The 23,391-nt window shown below is 42.5% G+C and carries 23 protein-coding genes and 3 riboswitches; of the genes, 18 read left to right on the top strand and 5 right to left on the bottom strand.

Annotated elements, in window-relative coordinates; all coding sequences use genetic code 11:
- Positions 1-51 precede the first annotated feature (51 nt).
- A complete protein-coding gene (locus tag OTG27_RS01930; RefSeq protein WP_268936065.1) occupies positions 52-1,731 on the top strand; it encodes a glycoside hydrolase family 13 protein in 1,680 nt (559 codons plus the stop codon).
- 49 nt (positions 1,732-1,780) lie between these two features.
- Here OTG27_RS01930 and OTG27_RS01935 read toward each other — a convergent pair whose 3' ends face one another.
- Both OTG27_RS01935 and OTG27_RS01940 read right to left on the bottom strand, forming a co-directional pair.
- Positions 1,781-3,232 carry an amino acid permease gene (locus OTG27_RS01935; protein ID WP_268936066.1) on the bottom strand — a complete coding sequence of 484 codons (1,452 nt, stop codon included), beginning with the start codon at positions 3,230-3,232 and terminating at the stop codon, positions 1,781-1,783.
- 96 nt (positions 3,233-3,328) lie between these two features.
- Positions 3,329-3,514: riboswitch (Lysine riboswitch) on the bottom strand.
- 257 nt (positions 3,515-3,771) lie between these two features.
- Positions 3,772-4,734 carry a LacI family DNA-binding transcriptional regulator gene (locus OTG27_RS01940; protein ID WP_063589753.1) on the bottom strand — a complete coding sequence of 321 codons (963 nt, stop codon included), beginning with the start codon at positions 4,732-4,734 and terminating at the stop codon, positions 3,772-3,774.
- Positions 4,735-4,984: 250 nt separating this feature from the next.
- Here OTG27_RS01940 and OTG27_RS01945 point away from each other — a divergent pair, with 250 nt between their 5' ends.
- From OTG27_RS01945 to OTG27_RS01955, 3 genes are all read left to right on the top strand, one after another.
- Entirely contained in the window at positions 4,985-5,176 is a 192-nt protein-coding gene (locus tag OTG27_RS01945; protein ID WP_268936067.1) for a hypothetical protein, read from the top strand.
- A gap of 81 nt (positions 5,177-5,257) precedes the next feature.
- On the top strand, positions 5,258-5,884 hold the full coding sequence (locus OTG27_RS01950; protein ID WP_374941230.1) for a metal ABC transporter permease: 627 nt from the start codon (positions 5,258-5,260) through the stop codon (positions 5,882-5,884).
- Between the two features lie 120 nt (positions 5,885-6,004).
- Positions 6,005-7,177 (top strand): FtsW/RodA/SpoVE family cell cycle protein, encoded by a 1,173-nt coding sequence (locus OTG27_RS01955; protein WP_063574744.1) that lies wholly within the window; start codon positions 6,005-6,007, stop codon positions 7,175-7,177.
- 82 nt (positions 7,178-7,259) lie between these two features.
- Here OTG27_RS01955 and OTG27_RS01960 read toward each other — a convergent pair whose 3' ends face one another.
- Positions 7,260-7,595, bottom strand: a complete 336-nt coding sequence (locus OTG27_RS01960) for a spore coat protein (protein ID WP_063574745.1) — start codon at positions 7,593-7,595, stop codon at positions 7,260-7,262.
- A gap of 13 nt (positions 7,596-7,608) precedes the next feature.
- Entirely contained in the window at positions 7,609-7,887 is a 279-nt protein-coding gene (locus OTG27_RS01965) for a hypothetical protein (protein WP_034310108.1), read from the bottom strand.
- Positions 7,888-8,035: 148 nt separating this feature from the next.
- Here OTG27_RS01965 and OTG27_RS01970 point away from each other — a divergent pair, with 148 nt between their 5' ends.
- Positions 8,036-8,953 carry a proline dehydrogenase gene (locus OTG27_RS01970; protein WP_268936069.1) on the top strand — a complete coding sequence of 306 codons (918 nt, stop codon included), beginning with the start codon at positions 8,036-8,038 and terminating at the stop codon, positions 8,951-8,953.
- Positions 8,954-9,000: 47 nt separating this feature from the next.
- On the opposite strand, the gene OTG27_RS01975 is transcribed toward OTG27_RS01970, so the two are convergent.
- A complete protein-coding gene (locus tag OTG27_RS01975; protein WP_072273724.1) occupies positions 9,001-9,135 on the bottom strand; it encodes a YuzL family protein in 135 nt (44 codons plus the stop codon).
- 208 nt (positions 9,136-9,343) lie between these two features.
- On the opposite strand from OTG27_RS01975, the gene OTG27_RS01980 reads away from it, so the two are divergent.
- From OTG27_RS01980 to sufC, 13 genes are all read left to right on the top strand, one after another.
- Positions 9,344-11,728 carry a 3-hydroxyacyl-CoA dehydrogenase/enoyl-CoA hydratase family protein gene (locus tag OTG27_RS01980; RefSeq protein ID WP_268936070.1) on the top strand — a complete coding sequence of 795 codons (2,385 nt, stop codon included), beginning with the start codon at positions 9,344-9,346 and terminating at the stop codon, positions 11,726-11,728.
- A 71-nt stretch (positions 11,729-11,799) separates the two neighbouring features.
- Positions 11,800-12,978, top strand: coding sequence for an acetyl-CoA C-acetyltransferase (locus tag OTG27_RS01985; protein ID WP_048688201.1), 1,179 nt, complete (start codon positions 11,800-11,802; stop codon positions 12,976-12,978).
- A gap of 69 nt (positions 12,979-13,047) precedes the next feature.
- Positions 13,048-14,835: an acyl-CoA dehydrogenase family protein gene (locus OTG27_RS01990; RefSeq protein ID WP_268936071.1), complete on the top strand. Its 1,788-nt coding sequence runs from the start codon at positions 13,048-13,050 to the stop codon at positions 14,833-14,835.
- Positions 14,836-14,976: 141 nt separating this feature from the next.
- Positions 14,977-15,333 (top strand): arsenate reductase family protein, encoded by a 357-nt coding sequence (locus OTG27_RS01995; RefSeq protein ID WP_268936072.1) that lies wholly within the window; start codon positions 14,977-14,979, stop codon positions 15,331-15,333.
- A gap of 95 nt (positions 15,334-15,428) precedes the next feature.
- Positions 15,429-15,812 (top strand): glycine cleavage system protein GcvH, encoded by a 384-nt coding sequence (gene gcvH, locus OTG27_RS02000; protein WP_034310122.1) that lies wholly within the window; start codon positions 15,429-15,431, stop codon positions 15,810-15,812.
- Positions 15,813-15,907: 95 nt separating this feature from the next.
- The gene (locus OTG27_RS02005; protein ID WP_057278065.1) at positions 15,908-16,273 is read left to right on the top strand and encodes a toprim domain-containing protein; all 366 of its coding nucleotides are present in this window, start codon (positions 15,908-15,910) and stop codon (positions 16,271-16,273) included.
- 3 nt (positions 16,274-16,276) lie between these two features.
- Positions 16,277-16,585: a thioredoxin family protein gene (locus OTG27_RS02010; RefSeq protein WP_053537408.1), complete on the top strand. Its 309-nt coding sequence runs from the start codon at positions 16,277-16,279 to the stop codon at positions 16,583-16,585.
- A 144-nt stretch (positions 16,586-16,729) separates the two neighbouring features.
- A riboswitch (SAM riboswitch) is annotated at positions 16,730-16,837 on the top strand.
- A gap of 100 nt (positions 16,838-16,937) precedes the next feature.
- The gene (locus OTG27_RS02015; RefSeq protein ID WP_268936073.1) at positions 16,938-18,248 is read left to right on the top strand and encodes an O-acetylhomoserine aminocarboxypropyltransferase/cysteine synthase family protein; all 1,311 of its coding nucleotides are present in this window, start codon (positions 16,938-16,940) and stop codon (positions 18,246-18,248) included.
- A 117-nt stretch (positions 18,249-18,365) separates the two neighbouring features.
- A riboswitch (SAM riboswitch) is annotated at positions 18,366-18,478 on the top strand.
- 153 nt (positions 18,479-18,631) lie between these two features.
- The gene (locus OTG27_RS02020; RefSeq protein ID WP_268936074.1) at positions 18,632-19,666 is read left to right on the top strand and encodes a methionine ABC transporter ATP-binding protein; all 1,035 of its coding nucleotides are present in this window, start codon (positions 18,632-18,634) and stop codon (positions 19,664-19,666) included.
- Positions 19,659-20,327 carry a methionine ABC transporter permease gene (locus tag OTG27_RS02025; RefSeq protein WP_034310130.1) on the top strand — a complete coding sequence of 223 codons (669 nt, stop codon included), beginning with the start codon at positions 19,659-19,661 and terminating at the stop codon, positions 20,325-20,327. The genes OTG27_RS02020 and OTG27_RS02025 overlap by 8 nt, the downstream gene beginning before the upstream one ends.
- Before the next feature lie 15 nt (positions 20,328-20,342).
- Positions 20,343-21,179 carry a MetQ/NlpA family ABC transporter substrate-binding protein gene (locus OTG27_RS02030; protein ID WP_268936075.1) on the top strand — a complete coding sequence of 279 codons (837 nt, stop codon included), beginning with the start codon at positions 20,343-20,345 and terminating at the stop codon, positions 21,177-21,179.
- A 737-nt stretch (positions 21,180-21,916) separates the two neighbouring features.
- A complete protein-coding gene (locus OTG27_RS02035; RefSeq protein ID WP_268936152.1) occupies positions 21,917-22,141 on the top strand; it encodes a YuzK family famiily protein in 225 nt (74 codons plus the stop codon).
- 450 nt (positions 22,142-22,591) lie between these two features.
- Positions 22,592-23,377: a Fe-S cluster assembly ATPase SufC gene (gene sufC, locus OTG27_RS02040; protein ID WP_034310141.1), complete on the top strand. Its 786-nt coding sequence runs from the start codon at positions 22,592-22,594 to the stop codon at positions 23,375-23,377.
- The last annotated feature ends 14 nt before the right edge of the window (positions 23,378-23,391 follow it).

Genomic DNA, 23,391 nt, shown 5'->3' on the forward strand with positions numbered 1-23,391 from the left:
TAGGGTATTGGTGTAAGGATTGTGTCAATGCGGCTAAAAAGGGGGAAAAGCATGGACAAAGCATGGTGGAAAGAGGCAGTTGTGTATCAAGTGTATCCAAGGAGTTTTATGGATAGTGATGGCGATGGTATTGGTGATATAAACGGGATTTTGATGAAGCTCGATTATTTACAAGAGCTGGGTGTGAACGTGATATGGCTATCCCCAGTTTATCAATCTCCCAATGATGACAATGGGTACGATATCAGTGATTATAAAGCAATCATGACTGAATTCGGGACCATGGCTGATTTCGATAGGTTGTTGAAGGCCGTTCATGAACGTGGAATGAAGATCATGATGGACCTCGTTGTCAATCATTCTTCAGATGAACATCCGTGGTTCGAGGAATCCCGATCCTCAAGAGATAATCCGAAACGCGATTATTATATTTGGAAACCAGGCAGGAATGGAAAAGAGCCAAATAATTGGGAGTCCATTTTTAAAGGTTCAGCATGGGAATATGATGAAGCAACCGATGAATATTATTTACATTTATTCAGCAGGAAACAACCGGATTTAAACTGGGAGAATCCTAAGCTCCGTGAAGAAATCTACAGCATCATGACTTGGTGGCTGGATAAGGGTGTCGATGGCTTCCGGATGGATGTCATCAACTTCCTTTCAAAAGATCAAAGTTACTCAGATGGAGCCATTCAGCATGAAAAGCAGTATGGTGATGGAAGCCCCTTTTTCCTGAATGGCCCGCGCATACATGAGTTTCTGCAGGAAATCAATCAACGGGCCCTTTCTGGACATGACGTGATTACGGTTGGGGAGATGCCAGGCGTCACGCCGGAGGAAGCGCAATTGTTCACAGGAAAAGATCGTGGTGAGCTACATATGGTCTTTCAATTCGAACATATGGATTTGGGGAAGGGACCAGAAGGGAAATGGAGTAACGATAAATGGAAGCTAACCGATTTAAAGCGAATCCTCTCCAAGTGGCAGACTGGTTTGGAGAGGGATGGCTGGAACAGTTTATACTGGAACAACCATGATCAGCCCCGGGTTGTCTCGAGGTTTGGTAATGATGGAAAGTATCGTATTGAAAGCGCAAAGATGCTTGCCGCTTGTCTTCATATGCTGCAAGGTACACCTTATATATATCAAGGGGAAGAGCTGGGCATGACCAATGTTGCATTTGAAAGCATCGATGAATACAGGGATATCGAAACATTGAATTCATATGATGAACTCGTCCATTCACATGGCTGGTCAAAAGAGCGGATGATGTCAGCCATCCACGCCCGCAGCAGGGATAATGCGAGGACACCGATTCAGTGGAATGACTCCCGGAACGCAGGATTCACGAACGGGACCCCTTGGATTAAGGTTAATCCCAATTTTCCCGAGATTAATGCAGAAAAGGCTTATAATGATCCGAATTCCATTTTTCATTTTTATAAAAAGCTTATCCAACTGCGCAAGGAACATGATATCGTCGTTTATGGCCGTTTTGAACTGCTGTTGCCGGATGATGAACGAATATTTGCCTACACGAGATCGTTTGAGGAAGAGAAGTTATTGGTGCTATGCAACTTTAAAGAAGAGCAGGCCGCTTATACTTTGCCTGAAGAGCTGCATGCATATTCTGCCACAAAGCTGATCGGCAATTATGGTCAGGAGGAAGAAGGAATCTCCAGCAAACCCCTGCAACCATATGAATGCCGTGTTTATCACTTGAAATGAAAAAAGGACCTGTCCTTCTCCGGTTAGGGAAGAACAGGTCCTTTGCGTATTATTTTGATTTAAGGTCACATTCCTCTGGCGGAATGATTTTCGTTTTATGCTTAATTTTATAGCCGAACCATAGGACGAAAAATAGAATCAAGCCAATGTAGGAAACGAACATTGAATTCCAGTCGATCCCATCGCTGCTGAAAGCCTGATAGCCTTGTCCGATGATAATGATAATACAAAGGACAAGTGCGAATATAGGCCCGAATGGGAAGCCTTTTGCCCGGAATGGTAGAGCATTCATATCAAGGCCTTGAGCTGCATAGGCTTTGCGGAACCGATAATGGGCAATCGCAATCCCTACCCAAGTGACGAATCCTGCCATGCCTGAAGCGTTCAATAACCAGATATAAACGACGCCGTCCCCGAAAAATGAAGCTAAGAATGCAACACAGCCAACTAAGGAAGTCACGATAAGTGCATTCACCGGCACTCCTCTTTTATCTAACTTGCCTAGGAATTTCGGTGCTTTCCCATCACGTGCCAAGTCCCATAACATACGGGTTGAAGCATACATGCCAGAGTTACCCGCAGAGAGTACGGATGATAAAATGATCGCGTTCATGATGGATGCAGCAAATGCAAGGCCGGCCCGTTCAAATACAAGCGTGAATGGACTTACGGCAACATCTTGACTCAATAAACGTGAATCCGTAAACGGAATGATCATTCCAATAACGAAAATTGCAAGGATATAGAACAAGAGGATGCGCCAGAAAACGGATCTGATTGCTTTAGGGATATTTTTTTCTGGATCCTCACTTTCCCCAGCAGTCACTCCAAGCAATTCCGTTCCTTGGAATGAAAAGCCGGCAGCCATGAATACGCCTAGAATCGTGAAGAACCCTCCGTTAAAGGGACCTTCGCCCATTGTGAAATTGGAAAAACCGATTGGGTCATTCCCACCCATGATTCCGAGAATGATCAGAACACCCGTAATCAAGAAAATGACGACTGTCACGACCTTGATCATGGCAAACCAGAATTCTGTTTCCCCGAAACCTTTAACGGACATGTAATTGATAAGAAACATAGTGATTAACGCAATGGCACTCCAGATAAATGAAGGGCTATCCGGGAACCAGAACTTCATAATTAAGACAACGGCTGCCAATTCAGCGGCAATGGTGATTGCCCAGTTATACCAGTAGTTCCAACCAATCGCAAAACCGAAGGACGGATCGACGAATTTGGATGCATAGACACGGAATGAACCGGCCACTGGCATGAACGCTGCCATTTCTGCAAGACTTGTCATTAAGTAATAAACCATGATGCCGATGACCGCGTATGCCACCAAGGCACCGCCGGGACCGGCTGAATGAATGGCCCCGCCACTAGCTAAAAATAAACCTGTTCCAATCGTTCCACCTAATGAAATCATCATTAAATGACGCGCTTTCAGGCTCCTTTTCAATTCAGTAGGGCTTGATGGTGATTGTGAATTTGACAATTGATGTTACACTCCTTTTTATTGGAAGGGAACGAAAAATAAAAAAACAGCAGTCGAAAAAGATCGACGGCTGTTTATAATAAACCCGTTTATCCTTCCGAAGATAGCTCCCCACGCTTTTTTGAAAAAACGTGACAGTGGTGTTCCTATTCGGTAACACCGCCAGCGAGAATATACATGGAATATACCCTAACTTCGGCAACTTATCCTTTCAAACGGAGTCTTTAATTTTCCAGAATCTCGTCCGTTTTACTTTTATAAGCTGCAGCCTCTAACTCATCGGTAAATGAGGAAGTATTCAATTTTCTAAAATCGTTGGCGTCAGCTTGTAGGTGACGTCGTACGACTGTACTCATGAAATTCATGCAATCGCTAATAGATTGCTAGTAATTGAGTAAACTTTACTATATCAAAATTATAAAATAACTTCTGGGATATCGCAATGATTATTTTATGTGGTTATTTTTTCCTAGTTAATGAATGATGGCTGTAAGGAGGAATCAAGTGACGATGTACTAAAATATAGCACATCCTGATAACTAAACGGTTTTCCTTTTTATTAGGGCATAGTCCAGTTTTACATGTTTGACCTCTTCAGGATTCTCAAAGAGATCCACTGCCATTTTCCCGATCCATTCCAGCGGTAAGGAAATGGTCGTGATGTCGAGCATTTCGCCAAGGCTATCATTATTGAAGCCAAGAATGGCCACATCTTCCGGTACCCTTATACCCGATTTCTTAGCGGTAAGAATGAAGCCCGCCGCCGTGTCATCATTCGTGATGATGATGGCTTCAGGTTTATCCATCATCGAATTCCATTCCTGAAACAATTGTTCACCGTCCTTAATGTGATAACTGCCTTCAAACAGCCATTCTTTATTGTTTATCAGTTGATGTTTACTCATGATATCGTTAAAGGCCTTTGTACGATGGGAACTGTTTCTGCTCTTTTTACGGCCGAGGCTGTATCCGATTTTCTTATATCCTTTAGCAATCACGTACTCAAGGGCACAGGAGAAAGCTGCATAATGATCAATGCTGATGGATGAGAATTCAGCCTGGGCGGTATCTTCACATAAAATAATCGGTCCGTATTTTTGATAATCCAAGAGGATTTTCATTTCCGAAATCCTTGAACAAACGATAATGCCATCGAGCTGCTTCATTTGCAGCATATTAAAAGCCTGGATCTCTTTCTCCCTGTCATAATTTGTTTGAAAGATGACGATATGACAGCCAATTGCATTTGCCTGTTTTGTGATTCCGTTAACGATTGCCCCGTAATATGGGTGATTGTTGAAGGGGATGATGACGCCGATAAGATTGGTTTTCCCTTTTGAAAGATGGATGGCGTTGATGTTTCTCGTATAATTCAAACGATTGATCGCTTCTAGGACGCTCTTTCTTTTATCGGGGCTTACATAAGGATGATCATTCAATACACGAGACACTGTTGAGACAGATACACCAGCACATTGAGCTATTTCTTTAATATTTGTCATGGTATCACCGTTTTTCTTTTTTTATATTGTACAGTATGAAACCCATTTCAGGGCAAGGGAACAGTGGGGACTGCTAAAGATTTCTGCAAATAGGGTCTTGTTATGGTATTGGTTTCATCCTTTAAGATTGGTCTAAGTCTTAGAGGAGGAGGAAAACATGATGTTCCAAACTTTAATCACCCTGTTTTTGCTTTGCGGAATCGAATTGGGATTTGCGTACTTGGCCATTTCCTTGAAACAGGAGAAATGAGTGGCAATGCCCGTCAAGAAGTCCGCGGCTTCATGCGTGGAAACCGCGTTTACTCGTGAATTTTGGCCCTTTACTCGTGAATTTCACACATTTACTCGTGAGTTTTGCCACTTTACTCGTGAAATCCGCGCATTTACTCGTGAATTTCACGTCGTCCAGAAAAAGCTCCCCCTAGTTTATATTCACCAGTAAAACTCCACAATATAAATAAAACTTCATCATACGGAATGACTGACTGTCAGGAAGCTGCCTAGTGGAGCCTCCTGACAGCTTTTGCTGTGTGTAAAAGTCATTGCTGATGGATTTGATAAGCAACAAATAGATTTTGACCTGGAACATGTCCTTTATGGGGAAATAGCCTATACTCCGTGGAACACGATGACAATCGGGGGAATCGAGGCTGGACCAAAAGCTGTTTGGATAGTCGGCAGTTGTTTTATCCTGAACCTCATACTGATTTTCCTTTTCTTCAAACAGTTTAAACTCGTTTCATTTGATCCGGCACTTGCTGCCGCGATGGGAATTCCTGTACTGTTCTTTCATTACTTATTGATGAGCCTCATTTCACTGACAACTGTTGCTTCTTTTGATAGTGTAGGTTCCATTTTAGTAGTTGGAATGCTCATCATACCTGCGGCAACGGCCTATCTGCTGTCAGACCGTTCTAAGCCGCATGATATTGGTCAGTATCGGGGTCGGGGTGCTAAGTTCCGTCATCGGCTACTATTCAGCCACCATTTTGGCTGCCTCGATATCAGGTTGCATGGTAGGGTCGGCCGCCATATTATTCGGATTGGCCTTTCTCTTCTCCCCAGGCAATGGATTGGTCAGCCTATTGCTGAAACGGAGAAAATCAAAGGAATCACACGCATAGCTCCCATGCCTGCAGGCTTCATGTAAATAACTCCATGAAGCCTGTAAACTATTCTTCTATATAGTTGTGATTTTATTTGTTTAAAGTATAATGAATAAGTGTATTTATAGATGTATCGCAGGAGCCTTTTTAAGGGAGAGTTAAGTATGGAAGAACAAAATAAATTTTCATCTCGAATAGATTTTTCTTTGGTCACAATATTGCTGTTATTATGCGTTGGAAGCTGCCTGGCAATCTATAGTGCCCAAACGACTGGACAGTATGCTGAAAACTTCTTAATTAAACAAATTTTTTGGTATATAGTGGGGATTGGAATCGTATTAGGGTTCATTACACTGGATTCGGACCAACTGAAAAAAATCTCTTGGTACGCCTATGGATTCGGATTGTTTTTGCTATTTTTGCTGATCATTATGCCGGAAAGCATCGTTCCTGTCCGGAATGGTGCGAAAAGTTGGTTCATCATTCCGGGAATCGGTTCGATTCAGCCATCGGAGTTCATGAAGGTTTTCCTGATTTTGGCTCTAGCCAATGTCATATCGAACCATCATCTAAAAAACACGCTGAAAACGATTCAAACGGATATTTGGCTGCTTATTAAAATCGGTCTTGTGACCGGTGCGCCCTTAATGTTAATCATGCAACAGCCGGATTTGGGCACCTCGCTTGTCATCATGTCAATCATGCTCGGAATGATTTTCATATCAGGGATATCATGGAAGATCCTGCTGCCAATCGTTTCGGGAGGAATTGTAGTCGCTTCAACGGTCCTTTACTTTGTTATTTGGAAGCCGGAGATCCTGGTAAAATACTTAGGGGTAAAAACCTATCAATTCGGACGTATCTATTCTTGGCTGGATCCATATAATTATGCCAGCTCCGAAGGGTATCACCTAACAAGATCCTTACTGGCCATTGGCTCCGGTCAGACAACGGGCAAGGGAATCGGTTCGAGGGAAGTGTATTTGCCTGAGAGTCATTCGGATTTCATTTTTAGCATCATCGGTGAAGAATTCGGCTTCATCGGATCAAGTATCATCATTTCCTTGTTTTTCCTATTGATTTACCACATAACCAAAACGGGAATGGACACGAAAAATAACTTCTATACATATATCTGTGTTGGCGTTATAAGCATGTTGACGTTCCACGTTTTTCAAAATATCGGCATGACTGTAGGCCTTTTGCCGATTACGGGGATTCCGCTTCCATTTGTCAGTTATGGAGGAAGCTCGCTCATGGGGAACATGATGGCGATGGGCCTAATATTCAGCATTCGGTATCACTATAAGAAGTATATGTTTTCCACGGATATCTAATAATAAAGCCGGCCCCCGATGGGCCGGCTTTATTTGTAGCAAAAAAACAAAAGGAGCAGAATCCACCCCCCTGAATGTTTGTTTATTGAATATTCGTTCCAGATGGAAATTGATTTTTATAACCGGAAAATTGTTGATGCGATTGGCTTAAGCTGGAAGCTTGCGCCTTTTCTAAACTATACCAGCCTTTTTCGAACATAAGGTTATAGAGTTCACGCTGCATCTCCTGATTTTCTTTGGAAATTGAGAAAATGTCTTGGAATAATGCTTGATTGCTCATTTCATGCAGGGCAACGGAAAGGGAGTTACAAAAGTACTTTTCAGTTGTGAGCATATCATTTATAAAATCCCTGTCATTCATTTGCGGTGTTTTTGCCACGGGAGATTCAGGGTTTTGGACTTTGTTTTCATTGGGCATCAAGAACCCTCCTTTATTGATATTGTTGTTGACTCTGATTTTGGTCCGGGTTCAAATGTTTCAAAATGGTATCGTAATGGCGTTGATGCATGAGTCCGCACCGATTTAACGCATCAATGATTTGCGGGTCCTTACATTGTGTGGCAAAAAAATGTGCTTTTTTAACTGCATTCAGATTCCATGCAAGCATATCGGTTAAGTATAAGCTATCTTTCACCGAAACCATCTCCGGCGGCTGTTTCATAAAGCCGGTCGACTGCTGTTGGCTATTAAACGAATTTTGCTGTTCCATCATTCTACCTCCTCATGTGTTCTTTAATCGGGCTTAATTTTCCCTTCATGAAATTTTTTATTCTTGATTCTAAATATCTGAAAAATGAATTAAATGGTAAAATAATCTTGTGCATCTATTTTCCAAAATGATTTGGAGGGGAATGCAGATGGAAAGGGTTTTGAAAAATCTATTCCTTTTTTTATCAAAGAATAAAGCTATGACACAGGCAGCGAAAAAATACGGGCTGCGGTTTGGTGCATCTCGCTTCGTGGCAGGAGAATCCTTGGATATGGCATGTAATGTGATTGCTGAACTTAACCGGAAGGGGCTTGCTGTCACCATTGATTATTTGGGTGAATTCATTGAAGATGAACAAGAAGCAGGGAAGATGGCAGAAGAGTGCATCGAAGCCATCCGGATGATTGGCACAAATGAACTGGACTCACAGTTATCCCTGAAGCTGACCTCGATGGGCTTGGATGTGTCCGAACAAGTCGTAATGAATAACATGCGGAGAATCTTGGATGAAGCTAAAGCCCATCGAGTTTTCGTGACGCTTGATATGGAAGATTTTCCGCGCTGTCAGCCGACTTTGGATGTATTCAAAACCTTGAAGTCTGAATATAATGAATTGGGGACTGTCGTTCAAGCTTATCTGTATCGTACTGAGAGGGATATTGAAGAGCTGGATGAATACCATCCGAATTTAAGGCTTGTTAAAGGGGCTTATAAAGAACCAAGGGACGTGGCTTTTCCTGAAAAAAAAGATGTGGATGAGAATTTCAAGAAAATCATCAAGAAGCATATGCAAAATGGAAATTACACAGCCGTTGCCACACATGATGATAGTATCATTGATTATACGAGGGACCTAGTCAAAGATCAGGGAATACCCCGGGATTCATTTGAATTTCAAATGTTATATGGCATCCGCACTGAAAAGCAGCTTGAACTTGCTAAAGAAGGATATAAGGTAAGGGTGTATGTTCCTTATGGTACGGATTGGTATGGATATTTCATGCGCCGCCTTGCGGAGAGGCCGGCCAATATTGCTTTCGTTTTAAAAGGCCTATTCAAGAAATAGGAAACGAGAGCCGCCCCGGAAAAGGGACGGCTGCTCATCAAGAAGGATTATCTTTTGAACTGATTGTTCTGGCTGTTCACTTTATTGATTCCATGTTGACGTTCAGCGCCAGGGCCGGCATTGCCTTTAACACTTGCTGCGCTCACGGCTGCTTTAGAAGGATTATCTTTACGCTTCATTATATAAGTCACCTCCTGCCCGGTTATTTTTTACTGAACGGAGGAGAAATAACCGAAAGAACGCGGAGAAAAAAATATATTTTTTCCTGTTTAATCATTGCGGAATTTCCAAATATATTCTATATTAGTAATAAGAAAAAATATTCAAAATTTTTTTGAATTAAAAATGAATGAGCATTCATTCAATAAATTGTGTAAGGGGGATATAAACTTGGTTCGACAAATACGAAAGGCTGCTGTTCTAGGGTCAGGAGTTATGGGATCAGGGATTGCTGCACACCTTGCTAACATCGGCATTCCGACTTTATTATTGGATATTGTACCTCGTGAACTCACTGAGGATGAAAAGAAAAAGGGACTGACATTAGATAATAAACAAGTGCGTAACCGCATCAGCCAAACGGCGATTACGAAACTTTTAAAACAGAAACCAGCTCCGCTTTCGGCTAAGGGAAACATCGCGTTGATCGAGGCTGGAAACCTGGAAGATGATATAAGTCGTTTAAAGGATGTCGATTGGATCATCGAAGTGGTCGTTGAGAAGCTTGAGGTTAAGCAAAGCGTATTCGCCCAGGTTGATCAGCATCGTAAACCAGGATGCATCGTTTCATCTAATACATCCGGAATTTCAATCGAAGCGATGGCAGAAGGACGTTCGGAGGACTTTCAAAAGCACTTCCTGGGAACTCACTTCTTCAATCCGCCGCGTTATCTTAAATTGTTGGAAATCATCCCCACTAAGGCAACTTCACCAGAAGTGCTCGAATATATGAAACGATTTGGCGAAGATGTTCTTGGAAAAGGTGTTGTCGAAGCCAAGGATACCCCCAACTTCATCGCAAACCGCATTGGAACTTATGGTTTATTGGTCACTTTGCGGGAAATGCAAAAAGGCGGATACAGTGTCGGTGAGGTCGATTCGGTTACAGGTCCGTTGATTGGAAGGGCAACTAGCGCCACTTTCCGGACACTTGATGTCGTTGGATTGGATACCTTTGCACATGTTGCCAGAAACGTTTATGACCAGGTGGACGGAGAAGAAAAAGAAGTTTTCAAGATACCTGATTTCATGAATGAAATGCTTAAGAATGGGTGGCTTGGAAGCAAGTCAGGACAAGGATTCTTCTTGAAAAAAGGCAAGGAAATCCTTGAACTGAATCCCGAAACCCTTGAATATGCTGCACGAAAAAGATTAAAAACGCCTTCCATCGAAATGGCTAAACAGGCCAAGGGCTTGGATAATAAAATGAAAGCGCTTGTTTATAGCGAAGACCGTGCCGGCCAATTGCTATGGAATGTCCTGAATCCGGCGCTTGTGTATTCTGCCCAGCTGCTTGGGGATATCGCGGATGACATCGTGGCGATCGATCAAGCGATGAAATGGGGATTTGGATGGTCCACAGGCCCATTTGAAACCTGGGATGCGATAGGTGTAGAAAAATCGGCAGCCCGAATGGAAGCGGAAGGCATCACCGTTCCGCAATGGGTGAAGGATATGCTCGCTAAAGGCATCACGTCATTCTATAAAGAAGAAAATGGCATAGTTCACTATTATGATAATGGTGAATATAAAGAGCTTGTCGAGAATCCTAAAGTGATCAATCTTAAAGCGATCAAGAAGCAAAAAGGCGTAATCAAGAAAAACAGTGGCGCAAGCTTGATCGATATCGGCGATGGAGTGGCTCTGCTTGAATTCACTTCGCCGAATAATGCAATCGGTCTTGATATCATACAAATGATCAATGCCGCGGTTGACGAAGCGGAAACGAATTTTAAAGGCCTGGTCATCGGAAACCAAGGAAAGAATTTCTGTGTCGGCGCTAATATTGCAATGATGCTGATGGAAGCGCAGGATGACAATATTTTTGAACTCGATATGGTCATCAGCCAATTCCAACAGGCGATGCTTAAAATTAAGTACAGTGCAGTTCCTGTAGTGGTTGCCCCGTTTAATATGACACTTGGCGGGGGTGCTGAAGTGTCCCTTCCGGCAGCGCGCATCCAGGCAACGACTGAAACGTATATGGGACTGGTGGAACCTGGTGTCGGCTTGATCCCAGGCGGCGGCGGGACTAAAGAACTTTATGTGAAGACGTTGAGGAATATGCCGAAGGGCGTTGACTTCGACTTACAGAAAGTGGCCAACCAAGTATTTGAAACGGTCGCCATGGCAAAAGTTTCGACCTCCGCCGAGGAAGCGAGGGGGAATAATTTCCTTGATTCAGCTGATGGAATAAGCGTGAATGCAGATCATCAGCTATATGATGCGAAACAGGCGGTACTTTCCATGCATGAACAAGGCTATACCGCTCCAGCCCGCACAAAGATCCCTGTCGTAGGTGAAACTGGATATGCCGCACTGCTATTAGGGGCGGAATCCATGCGCCTTTCAGGATTCTTATCTGAACATGACCTTGTCATAGCCAAAGAGCTGGCATACGTCCTGGCAGGGGGGAAACTCCCATTTGGCACGGAAGTAGATGAACAGTATATCTTGAACCTGGAAAAACAGGCATTCCTAAAACTGATTTCGACTCCGAAATCCCAGGCAAGGATGCAGCACATGCTCGTTAAAGGTAAACCTCTCCGTAATTGATGAATAGATGAAGATATGGCCAAAACGAGATCAATAGATCGATAGCTTAAAAATGAGTAAGGGGGATCCTCATGAAAGAAGCGGTAATAGTAGCTGGAGCAAGGACTCCGGTAGGAAGAGCGAAAAAAGGTTCTCTTGCTAGTGTACGCCCTGATGATTTAGGGGCTCTTGTCGTAAAGGAAACGTTAAAGCGTGCAGGGAATTATGAAGGAACGATAGATGACCTGATTATCGGTTGTGCAATGCCTGAAGCGGAACAAGGCTTGAACATGGCGCGTAACATTGGAGCATTGGCGGGATTGCCTTATACAGTACCGGCCATAACGATTAATCGTTACTGTTCAAGCGGGCTGCAAAGTATCGCATATGGAGCGGAAAGGATCATGCTCGGCCAAAGTGATACAGTCATTGCAGGCGGAGCGGAATCCATGAGCCTTTTGCCAATGATGGGCCATGTAACACGACCGAACGCGAGACTTGCGGAAACGGCACCGGAATATTATATGGGTATGGGTCACACTGCTGAAGCCGTTGCCAAAAAATACGGCATTTCCCGTGACGATCAAGATGCATTTTCTGTTAGAAGTCATCAGAAGGCGGCTAAGGCCATTGCAGAAGGAAAGTTTTCCGATGAAATCGTACCGGTTGACGTTACCCTTCGTTCAGTGGGGCCAGATCTTAAGTTAAAGGAAAAATCATTTACTTTTACACAGGATGAGGGCGTTCGTCCAGGAACGACTGCTGAAGTGCTGAAAAAGTTAAGACCTGCATTCTCCGTTACAGGATCCGTAACAGCAGGGAATTCATCACAGACGAGTGATGGTGCAGCCGCGGTCATGGTCATGGATGGGGAAAAGGCTTCTTCCTTGGGGATGAAACCGATGGGTAAGTTCCGTTCCTTTGCTGTAGCAGGAGTACCGCCTGAAATTATGGGCATCGGACCGATTGCAGCCATACCTAAAGCTTTGAAGCTAGCGGGTCTTGAATTATCGGATATTGGTTTATTTGAATTGAATGAAGCCTTTGCTTCCCAATCCATTCAAATCATTCGTGAGCTCGGATTGAATGAAGAGATTGTCAATGTAAATGGCGGAGCCATCGCCCTAGGCCATCCGCTAGGATGTTCGGGAGCAAAATTGACATTAAGCCTGCTTCATGAAATGAAGCGCAGAAATCAACAGTTCGGAGTCGTGACAATGTGTATCGGCGGCGGGATGGGTGCTGCCGGAGTGTTTGAATTAATGGCGTAATCCGACCCCTTCCGGAAGCTGTCATGCTTCCGGCGGGTTTACTATCTTAAACACATAGGAGGAAATAACATGTCCAATCAAACTACAGATAACCTTATTAAAGGCGGGGCCTTCTTAATAGAAGATATTACGTATGATCAAGTGTTTACACCGGAAGATTATTCTGATGAGCATAAAATGATTGCCAAAACTTCCGAGGATTTCGTAGTGAATGAAATTCTGCCGCAGGTTGAACATTTAGAAAACCATGAGTTTGACCGTTCCGTTAAATTACTGAAGCATGCAGGTGAAATCGGTTTACTTGGTGCTGATGTTCCTGAGGAATACAGCGGATTGGGTCTCGATAAAATCAGTTCGGCATTGATTACGGAAAAAATGGCACTTGCAGGCGGCTTCGGAATTACGCATGGTGCACATGTAGGTATCGGCTCTTTGCCAATCGTATTATTCGGGAATGAAGACCAAAAGAAAAAATACCTTCCTTTACTAGCCACGGGTGAGAAGATTGCTGCGTATGCCTTAACGGAACCAAGCTCAGGTTCAGATGCCTTGGGAGCAAAAACGACAGCGAAATTGAATGCAGAAGGAACACACTATATTTTAAATGGTGAAAAACAATGGATTACAAATGCAGGTTTTGCAGATGTCTTCTGTGTATACGCCAAAATCGACGGCGAACAATTCTCCGCTTTCATTGTTGAGCGTGATTATAAAGGCGTATCAACTGGGGCTGAAGAAAAGAAAATGGGGATCAAAAGCTCATCCACACGTACTTTAATCCTCGAAGATGTTCATGTACCAGTCGAAAACCTTTTGGGTGTAGCCGGAAAAGGTCATATCATCGCTTTCAATATCCTGAATATCGGGCGCTATAAATTAGGCGTCGGTGCTGTCGGCGGATCTAAACGTGCCCTTGAGATTACAGCTGCTTATACGAATCAACGTCAACAGTTCAAAACGAAAATTTCCGATTTTAACTTGACGAAAGAAAAACTTGCAACAATGGCAGCTAAAATTTATGCAGCAGAAAGTTCTGTATATCGTACGGTTGGCCTTTATGATCAAAGACAAAGCAAATTGACGGATGAGCAAGTGAAAGATGGGAAATCAATGGCGGCTGCAATCGCTGAGTATGCCATCGAATGTTCATTGAATAAATTCTTTGCTTCCGAAGTATTGGATTACGTTACGGACGAAGGCGTACAGCTTCATGGCGGTTACGGTTTCATGCAGGAGTATGAAATTGAAAAAGCATATCGCGATTCCCGTATTAACCGAATCTTTGAAGGTACAAATGAAATAAATAGATTGCTTGTCCCAGGAACATTCCTGAAGAAAGCACTTAAAGGGGAATTGCCGCTACTTCAAAAAGCTCAGGGCCTGCAAGAGGAATTAATGATGATGATGCCGGAAGAACCTGGCGATGAGCCACTGGCACAAGAAAAAATGCTTGTTAGGAACGCTAAGAAAATCGGTATTCTGGCAGCTGGGCTTGCGGCACAGAAATATGGCAAAAATCTTGATCAAGAACAAGAAATCCTCTCCAACATTGCTGATATCGCATCCCTTGCCTATGCAGCTGAATCCGTGGTATTGCGTACGGAAAAAGCAATTGCAGCTACAGGTCTTGAGAAGAACAAACAAAAAGTGCTTTACACTGAAATCTTCGTTCAGGAAGCTTTCAATGAAATAGAACAGCATGCAAAGGAAACGTTAATTGCAGTGGAAACAGGCGATACTCTTCGCATCATGCTTTCGTCGCTCCGCAAGCTGACAAGACACACTCCGATCAATGTCATTGCGAAAAAACGCGAAGCATCCGTCAAAGTAATCGAAACGGAAAAATATGCTCTTTAAGCAATGAGTCAGAATCCGTAAAGGGAATGCCCGTAAAGGCATTCCCTTTATTTCCTTTGATGAAATCGCATTGGAAATTCAAAAGACATTTCGTTGTATTGCGTGGTAAAAACGGGTATTCTATTGATAGGTGGTGAAATGATGGGCTTAACATTATATTGGTACCCAAAATGCGGTACATGCCGTAATGCGAAGAAGTGGCTGGATAATCATGAACTGCAATATGAAGCGATCCATATAGCGGATAATCCCCCTTCGCGAACTGAAATAGAACATCTATATAAAAACAGCAATTTGGAGTTGAAGAAGTTTTTCAATACTAGCGGTCAAAAATATCGGGAGCTGGGCTTAAAGGATAAGCTGAAAGAAGCTTCTGAAGCAGAGATGCTTGATATATTGTCCACAGATGGAATGCTTCTGAAAAGGCCGATTGTTACGGATGGCACCAAAGTGACGGTAGGATTCAAAGAAGAGCAATTCGAACAGGTTTGGAACTGAAATTTCACAAAATATTTGGTTAATTCCTTACTTAAACAAACAATCTACCTTATAATGGAATAGATAAAATAAGATGTACATATGGAGGGTTAATTATGACAACAACACCAAAAGAACTTCGTTACACTAAAGAACATGAATGGGTCAAAACGGAAGATGGAACAGTGCGTATTGGAATTACGGCATTCGCACAGTCCGAGCTAGGGGACATCGTATTCGTTGAGCTTCCGGAAATCGGCGATGAATTGAAAGCGAACGAACCATTTGGAAGCGTTGAATCCGTTAAGACCGTTTCTGAACTTTATGCACCTATCAGTGGCAAGGTTGTTGAAGTGAACGAAGATTTAAGTGACAACCCTGAATATGTAAATGAGTCCCCTTATGAAAAGGCATGGATGGTCGTGCTTGAACCATCTAATAGCAGTGATATTGAAAACTTGATGAGCGCTGAAGAGTATGAGAGTTTAATCAACGGTTAAAAAAGAAAGGAGAGGGGGGACTGAAAAGGCCTGCTCTCTTTTTCATTTGTACAGTGGGTGAGTTGCGCACATAATTCGTGAGATGGAGTGATGACATGGAGTGGGGCGAATTCGATAAAGTGATCATTGTAGAAGGCAGTTCCGATAAAAGAAAAGTTGCCTCCGTTTTAAATGAAGATGTGGAAATAAGATGTACGAATGGGACCATATCATTAACTAAGCTGGATGAATTAGTGGATGAATTGATGGACCGTGATGTTTATCTCCTTTTTGACGCAGATGAATCAGGAGAAAAGCTGCGGAAGCAGTTCCGAAGGGAAATGCCGGAAGCGAACCACCTGTATATTAATAAAATGTACAAAGAAGTGGAGAGCTCGCCCGAACATCATATCGCAACTGTGCTCCTATCTGCCAATATGAATGTGAAAATGAAATTTTTAAGTCAAAGGGTGAACGACTAATTGATGCAGGAATGGAAAGAAGAAGAGTGTAAGCTTGCTGTTGAAAATGGGGAAACTTTTTGCTTATATTTATATACACCTTTATGCGGAACCTGTCAGGTGGCCTCCAAGATGCTGACGATATCCTTGGAGCTTTTCCCCGAATTGAAGGCAGGCAAAATGAATATGAACTATATCCAAGCAATTGCCGAATCATATGAAATCGAAAGTGTTCCTTGCCTATTGCTTTTCAAAGAAGGGCAGCTGCACAAGAAAATATATGCCTTTCAATCCGTTCCTTATTTGTACGGATTGCTTAAGGAAATCAGTTAGGAAACCAATCAGAACCGCGGTTGGTTTTCTTTGTGCTGACATTTGAATGAGAGCAGGAAATAAACAAAGAATATTCTAACAATTCATTGACTGATTTAATCTAAAATGCTATATTTTGAATTAAGTAATGGCAGAATTTAATAGTTCTTATCAAGAGTGGCGGAGGGACTGGCCCGACGAAGCCCGGCAACCGGTATAAATTTTTATATACGGTGCTAATTCCAGCAGAGTGTTGGCTCTGGTAGATGAGGTGTGTTCTTGAAACCTCTTCTTATAGAAGTGGTTTTTTTGTTTATAAAAAGCCAGATTTCATATAAATCCAACTAAATCCATAGAAAAAAGGTGAAATTATATGTCAGAGAAAAAGTTGCGTTTCGAAACATTGAGTGTTCATGGCGGTCTGCAAGCTGATGAAACAGGTGCCCGTGCCGTTCCTATCTACCAAAGCAATGCATACTTGTTCAAGGACACCGACCATGCAGCGAATTTATTTGGCCTAAAGGAGAATGGCTATATATATTCACGGCTTCATAATCCCACGGTCAGCGTTTTTGAGGAAAGAATGGCCTTATTGGAAGGCGGTATCGGCGGATTGGCAACGGCAAGCGGAATGGCTGCCATCTCACTTTCAATCCTGAATATTGCTGCTGCAGGGGATGAGATTGTTTCAGCCTCAACATTATATGGCGGTACGTATAACCTTTTCGAAAACACTCTTCCTAAATATGGGATCAAAGTGAAGTTCGTTTCTCCCGATGACCCTGAGAATTTTAAAAGGGCGATTACACCAAGAACTAAAGCCATTTTTGCTGAAACGATCGGAAATCCAAGTTTGAGGGTGCTCGATATTGAAGCGGTAGCGGAAATCGCCCACGAAGCCGGCATACCTTTAATCATTGATAATACCTTCGCGACACCGTATCTTTGCAGACCAATTGATTTTGGAGCGGATATTGTCATCCATTCCGCTACAAAATGGCTTCTTGGAAATGGAACGACGCTAGGCGGTGTCATCGTGGATGGAGGGAAATTCGATTGGAACTCGCCAAACTATCCTGGCTTCACGGAGCCTGACCCAAGTTACGACGGTCTGGTATACGCCGAGGCAGTTGGCCCTGCCGCATTCATAACGAAAGCCCGGGTCCAGTTACTCCGTGATTTGGGCCCTGCGCTAAGTGCCCAAAGTGCATTCCAGTTTACGCTTGGACTTGAAACGCTGCATGTAAGGATGAAAGAGCATCTATCAAACACCAAGTCTGTCATTCAATATTTAAAAAACCATCCTGCCGTGACCTGGGTTTCACATCCTGGTGATGAGGATCATCCCGATAAAGCCCTTGCGGATAAATATTTGCCAAAGGGAGCTGGATCTGTCGTCACATTTGGGATTCAAGGTAATCGCGAAGCTGGGGCAAAACTTATCAATTCGGTGGAATTATGGTCCCATGTGGCGAATGTAGGGGATGCGAAGAGCTTGATCATCCACCCAGCAAGTACCACCCATCAACAATTGAATGAGGCGGGTCTTGCGAAAGCGGGTGTAAGTGCCGATCAAGTCCGTTTATCGATTGGGATTGAAAATATAGACGACTTAATAGAAGATTTGGAGCAGGCAATTGAAAAGGCGACGAAAATCGTCTCCTTGACATCCAAAACGCTTTAAGCAAAGTTCCTGTTCATTCTTGTACTAGAAATAATATACATTGCGCTCCTTTTTTATCTATGATAAAATTTCTCCATACTAAAGAACTTAATGATGTACAAATATTCTATATATTAGCTCTTATCAAGAGAGGTGGAGGGATGTGCCCGATGAAACCCGGCAACCGACAAGGAGATTTCCTTGGAAAGGTGCCAATTCACACAAAGTTTAATCACTTTGGAAGATGAGAGGAAGGCCTGTTTCTTCACCTGCCTTTCTGCTCATGCAGAAAGGTTTTTTCTATTTTAATTGGGAAAACTTTTACATGATAGGAGAAACAGACTAATAATGTAGAGAAATCAACTAAGTTCATAGGTTTTATTGGATAAAAGAGGTGAGGGTTAATGATTACATTGACGAAAGTCAGTAAGCTGTTCCGAACAGGAAAAGGAAACAGTGAGACGATCAAGGCTGTAAATAATGTGAATGTTGAAATAAATAAAGGCGAGATTTTCGGGATCATCGGTTACAGTGGAGCGGGGAAAAGTACTTTGATCAGAATGCTCAATGGATTGGAAACACCGACAGAGGGATCCGTTGTGGTGGCTGAAAAGGAAATTTCAAAAATTAAAGGGGCTCAGCTCCGTAAGGCCCGTCAAGAAATCAGCATGATTTTCCAGCATTTCAATCTATTATGGTCAAGGACCGTTCAGGAGAATATATCTTTCCCGTTGGAAATTGCAGGTATTTCTAAACCTGAACGCACCAAGCGTGTGAACGAATTGATCAAGTTAGTCGGACTTGAAGGCAGGGAAAAGGCCTATCCTTCGCAATTAAGCGGAGGGCAAAAGCAAAGGGTGGGAATAGCCAGGGCTCTGGCAAATGACCCTAAAGTGCTGCTGTGTGATGAAGCGACTTCTGCATTGGATCCGCAGACTACCGACTCCATACTCGAATTGCTTGTTGACATCAATCAGCGTTTGGGATTGACGATCGTCTTGATTACGCATGAAATGCATGTAATACGTAAAATCTGCCATCGCGTCGCCGTGATGGAAAGCGGGCAGGTTGTTGAACAGGGTCCTGTCCTGGATGTTTTCAAGAATCCTAAAGAACAAATGACGAAGCGTTTCGTGCAACAGGTAACGGAACCGGAAGAAACGAAAGAAACGATGGACCATTTGCTCGAACGCTATCCAGCAGGCAAAGTGATTCAATTGACCTTTGTAGGTGATCATGCAGAAAGCCCATTGATCACCAAGCTTGTACGTAACTTCGAGTTGGATGTCAATATTGTTCAAGGTAAGATATCCCAAACAAGAAGCGGTTCATATGGAACATTGTTTATCCATCTAGATGGCAAAGAGGATGAAATGCTCCGCGCAATCGAATTCATTAAAGCACAGCAGGTAGGCGTGGAGGTGATTACTCATGCTTGAAGAATTATTGCCGAATGTTGATTGGGAAGACATCATTGAAGCTACGAAAGAAACGCTTTACATGACAAGCGTCTCTGTAGTGGCAACCTTTTTTATAGGCATAATACTAGGATTGATCCTTTTCCTGACAGGGAAGGGTAATATGTGGCAAAACCGGGCTGTTAACGGAGTCATGAGTGCAGTCGTCAATATATTCCGTTCCATTCCATTTCTTATTTTGATCGTGCTGCTCATTCCTTTCACTAAAGCGCTTGTCGGTTCCATGATCGGTGAGAACGCTGCACTGCCGGCACTTATTATCGGTGCTGCCCCATTTTATGCGCGTATGGTTGAAATCGGCCTTCGTGAAATCGATAAAGGTGTAATTGAAGCCGCTAAATCGATGGGGGCAAAAACGAGCACGATCATTTGGAAGGTCCTTCTTCCAGAGTCGATGCCTGCCCTTATTTCCGGGATTACGGTAACATCGATTGCATTGGTTGGATATACCGCAATGGCCGGGGTCATCGGCGCTGGCGGGCTTGGTAATCTAGCCTATTTGGACGGCTATCAAAGAAATCAAAATGACGTTACGCTTGTAGCGACAATCGTTATTCTAATTATCGTCTTCATAATTCAAATTATTGGAGATGTGATTACATCTAAATTGGACAAAAGATAAAGGGAGATGAATAGGATGAAAAAGTTTTTAGGATTTGCATTAATCTTAGTGTTATCTATCGCTTTGGCTGCTTGTGGAAGTGAAAAGGATAAAAGCGGCAGCGATACGGAAAAAGAATCGAAGAAATTAGTTGTAGGGGCATCCAATGTTCCTCATGCAGAAATCCTTGAGGAAGCTAAACCGCTTCTTAAAGAAAAAGGAATCGATTTGGAAATTGAAACGTTCCAGGACTATGTTTTACCGAATAAGGCGTTGAATGATAAGGAATTGGATGCTAACTACTTTCAACACATTCCATATTTAGAGGGGCAAATTAAAGAAAATGGATATGACTTCGTCAATGCTGGCGGAATCCATATCGAGCCGATTGCTCTATATTCAAAAAAATATAAAAGCATTGATAAACTTCCTGAAGGCGCAACAATTATTATGAGCAGCTCTGTTGCTGATCATGGACGCGCTTTATCCCTTTTGGAAAAGAATGGCCTGATCACTTTGAAAGAAGGCATCGATAAAACGACGGCTACAACGAAAGACATCGTTGAAAATAAGAAAAACCTTAAATTCGATGCAGATTATGAAGCGGCCCTGCTTCCTAAAATTTATGAGAGCGGCGAAGGCGATGCAGTCTTGATCAACTCCAACTATGCAATTGACGCCGGTTTGAATCCGCTTAAAGATTCAATTGCGATTGAGGATTCCGAATCACCTTATGTGAACGTCATTGCCGTAAACAAAGGTGACGAAAATAAAGAAGCAATCAAAGCGCTTGTAGAAGTATTGCATTCTAAAAAAATTCAAGATTTCATTCTTAAAGAATACAAAGGTGCAGTTGTACCGGCGGATAAATAATTCGAGAATGGCGGCCTGATTTAATTCAGGTCGCCGTTTAAAAAGGTTTCGGAATGGTCTCATTCCGAAACCTTTTTTTTTTATTGGATTTAAAATCAGAATAGCCCTCTGCATTTGTTATTGAGTGCCGATGGGCAGGGATAACAACCGAAACGCTCATATTACACATAGCCATGGTTGCGGAATCTGCGTCAACAGCTTCAGGTTTTATTCATGTATGCTTCAGCAGTCAGTAACGGATTTGTGTTGGGACGATAGTAACACCCGGAAATACTCGATTAAGAGCCTCTGATTGAACAAATGATTAATAAAGCGCCGAACTTAGAGAAGTGAAGCACTTTATCACGGAAATCCTAACCGGCATTGAAAGGAATATAGAATGTAGGTGAAAGTGATTCTATCTGATTGTGTAGTCTTAGTGGATTGGAACGGAAGGTACGAGACTCCTGCGGGAAAAGCGAGTCAAGGGGAGACACCGCAGGCGCAAAAGCGCCGAGGAGGCTTCCGGACCGCCCGCGGAAAGCGAGTGCCTGAAGTGGAAAGTAACGTCCAAATTTTGAAAACCTAAAAATCTAAAAAACTGTAGTCAAACTAAAAATTATGAGCGGCGGATTATGCAAAAGCTGAACGGACAAACCAGCTCGCTATAATGATGATCAAGGTTGTTTCAAGTCTGCGGCTTAATGTAATTCCTTTCATGTTTAATCAGGAAAGGAAAGGGTATAGAGATAATGAAGGTGAAAAAAAGATACACAAATTTGAAAGGATGGTTCACTATCAATACTCTGGATTTAAATGTAACAAGCGAAATGGAAAAGGCGATGCAGTCTTCACATGGGATTGGCTACAGTGAGTACAGTAGAGACTTAGACCTCCGTATCGAGGTTGAGAAAGAACGGGATAGGGAACATGTAAAGTGCAACAAAATGGTCCAGGACCTACAACGCAAAATTCACGGCTAAGCATATAAAAGAATTCTTTAAAAGATCGGTCTGTAGAGGTAAAATGGAAAGTGGTCCATAAAATAAGGGTTTCCTTATTGGATAAACTTACATAATACCTGACAGTCCGATTTTTTTCTTTTTAATCGGAACGTTCATACCTTGCAATCGAAACCTTTGAACATATAGTAATAAGGGCGAAGATTTGCCGAATAATAAGATAATTTTAACAAAAGCTAAAATAAGTATGAATATGCAGTAAACAGGCCATATCTGTTAGTATTGTAAGAATAGGACAGGTTTTTAACATGGCCGAAGTGGAAACCCCTATCTATTTAGTTGATTCCAAATTGGATTTGTTATAAAATTGGAATGAGAATAAAGTGAGAATGCTTTTACGGAAATTATAGTAATGAAAGTAATCTTTACTTTCTGGTAATAAAATTGGAATTAGTTCACGGAGGTATTATTATGTCAGCTTCTACATTAACGGTTAAAGATCTGCACGTATCAATTGAAGGCAAAGAGATTTTAAAAGGGGTAAACCTTGAAGTTAAAGGTGGGGAAATCCATGCGATCATGGGACCAAATGGAACTGGTAAATCAACTTTATCATCAGCAATCATGGGTCACCCTAAATATGAGGTAACTAGCGGAAGCATCACATTCGATGGTGAAGATGTATTGGAGATGGAAGTAGACGAGCGCGCTCGTGTCGGTCTATTCCTAGCTATGCAATATCCAAGTGAAATCAGCGGTGTTACAAATGCAGACTTCTTACGTTCTTCCATTAACGCACGCCGTGAAGAAGGCGATGAAATTTCATTGATGAAATTCATTCGTCAAATGGACCAAAAAATGGAATTCCTTGAAATGGATGAAGATATGGCGCAACGCTATTTAAATGAAGGTTTCTCAGGCGGAGAGAAAAAACGCAACGAGATTCTTCAATTAATGATGATCCAACCTAAAATTGCAATCTTGGATGAGATTGATTCAGGTCTAGATATCGATGCACTTAAAGTCGTTTCAAAAGGAATCAACGAAATGCGCGGAGAAGACTTTGGATGCTTGATCATCACTCACTACCAACGTCTATTAAATTACATCACTCCTGATTTTGTACATGTAATGATGCAAGGACGTGTCGTAAAATCAGGCGGTCCTGAACTTGCTGCCCGCTTGGAAGCGGAAGGTTATGACTGGATTAAACAAGAATTGGGCATTGAAGACGAAACTGTTGGCGAAGAAGCGTAAGTAGGAGGATTTGC

The sequence above is a fragment of the Peribacillus sp. AS_2 genome, assembly GCF_026891895.1.
Classification (GTDB): Bacteria; Bacillota; Bacilli; order Bacillales; family DSM-1321; genus Peribacillus; species Peribacillus frigoritolerans.

Coding starts and splice junctions, on each gene's coding strand:
- OTG27_RS01930 (WP_268936065.1), top strand. CDS start 52: ATGGACAAAGCATGGTGGAAAGAGGCAGTTGTGTATCAAGTGTATCCA.
- OTG27_RS01940 (WP_063589753.1), bottom strand. CDS start 4,734: ATGACAAATATTAAAGAAATAGCTCAATGTGCTGGTGTATCTGTCTCA.
- OTG27_RS01955 (WP_063574744.1), top strand. CDS start 6,005: ATGGAAGAACAAAATAAATTTTCATCTCGAATAGATTTTTCTTTGGTC.
- OTG27_RS01960 (WP_063574745.1), bottom strand. CDS start 7,595: ATGCCCAATGAAAACAAAGTCCAAAACCCTGAATCTCCCGTGGCAAAA.
- OTG27_RS01965 (WP_034310108.1), bottom strand. CDS start 7,887: ATGGAACAGCAAAATTCGTTTAATAGCCAACAGCAGTCGACCGGCTTT.
- OTG27_RS01970 (WP_268936069.1), top strand. CDS start 8,036: ATGGAAAGGGTTTTGAAAAATCTATTCCTTTTTTTATCAAAGAATAAA.
- OTG27_RS01985 (WP_048688201.1), top strand. CDS start 11,800: ATGAAAGAAGCGGTAATAGTAGCTGGAGCAAGGACTCCGGTAGGAAGA.
- OTG27_RS01990 (WP_268936071.1), top strand. CDS start 13,048: ATGTCCAATCAAACTACAGATAACCTTATTAAAGGCGGGGCCTTCTTA.
- OTG27_RS01995 (WP_268936072.1), top strand. CDS start 14,977: ATGGGCTTAACATTATATTGGTACCCAAAATGCGGTACATGCCGTAAT.
- gcvH (WP_034310122.1), top strand. CDS start 15,429: ATGACAACAACACCAAAAGAACTTCGTTACACTAAAGAACATGAATGG.
- OTG27_RS02005 (WP_057278065.1), top strand. CDS start 15,908: ATGGAGTGGGGCGAATTCGATAAAGTGATCATTGTAGAAGGCAGTTCC.
- OTG27_RS02010 (WP_053537408.1), top strand. CDS start 16,277: ATGCAGGAATGGAAAGAAGAAGAGTGTAAGCTTGCTGTTGAAAATGGG.
- OTG27_RS02015 (WP_268936073.1), top strand. CDS start 16,938: ATGTCAGAGAAAAAGTTGCGTTTCGAAACATTGAGTGTTCATGGCGGT.
- OTG27_RS02020 (WP_268936074.1), top strand. CDS start 18,632: ATGATTACATTGACGAAAGTCAGTAAGCTGTTCCGAACAGGAAAAGGA.
- OTG27_RS02025 (WP_034310130.1), top strand. CDS start 19,659: ATGCTTGAAGAATTATTGCCGAATGTTGATTGGGAAGACATCATTGAA.
- OTG27_RS02030 (WP_268936075.1), top strand. CDS start 20,343: ATGAAAAAGTTTTTAGGATTTGCATTAATCTTAGTGTTATCTATCGCT.
- sufC (WP_034310141.1), top strand. CDS start 22,592: ATGTCAGCTTCTACATTAACGGTTAAAGATCTGCACGTATCAATTGAA.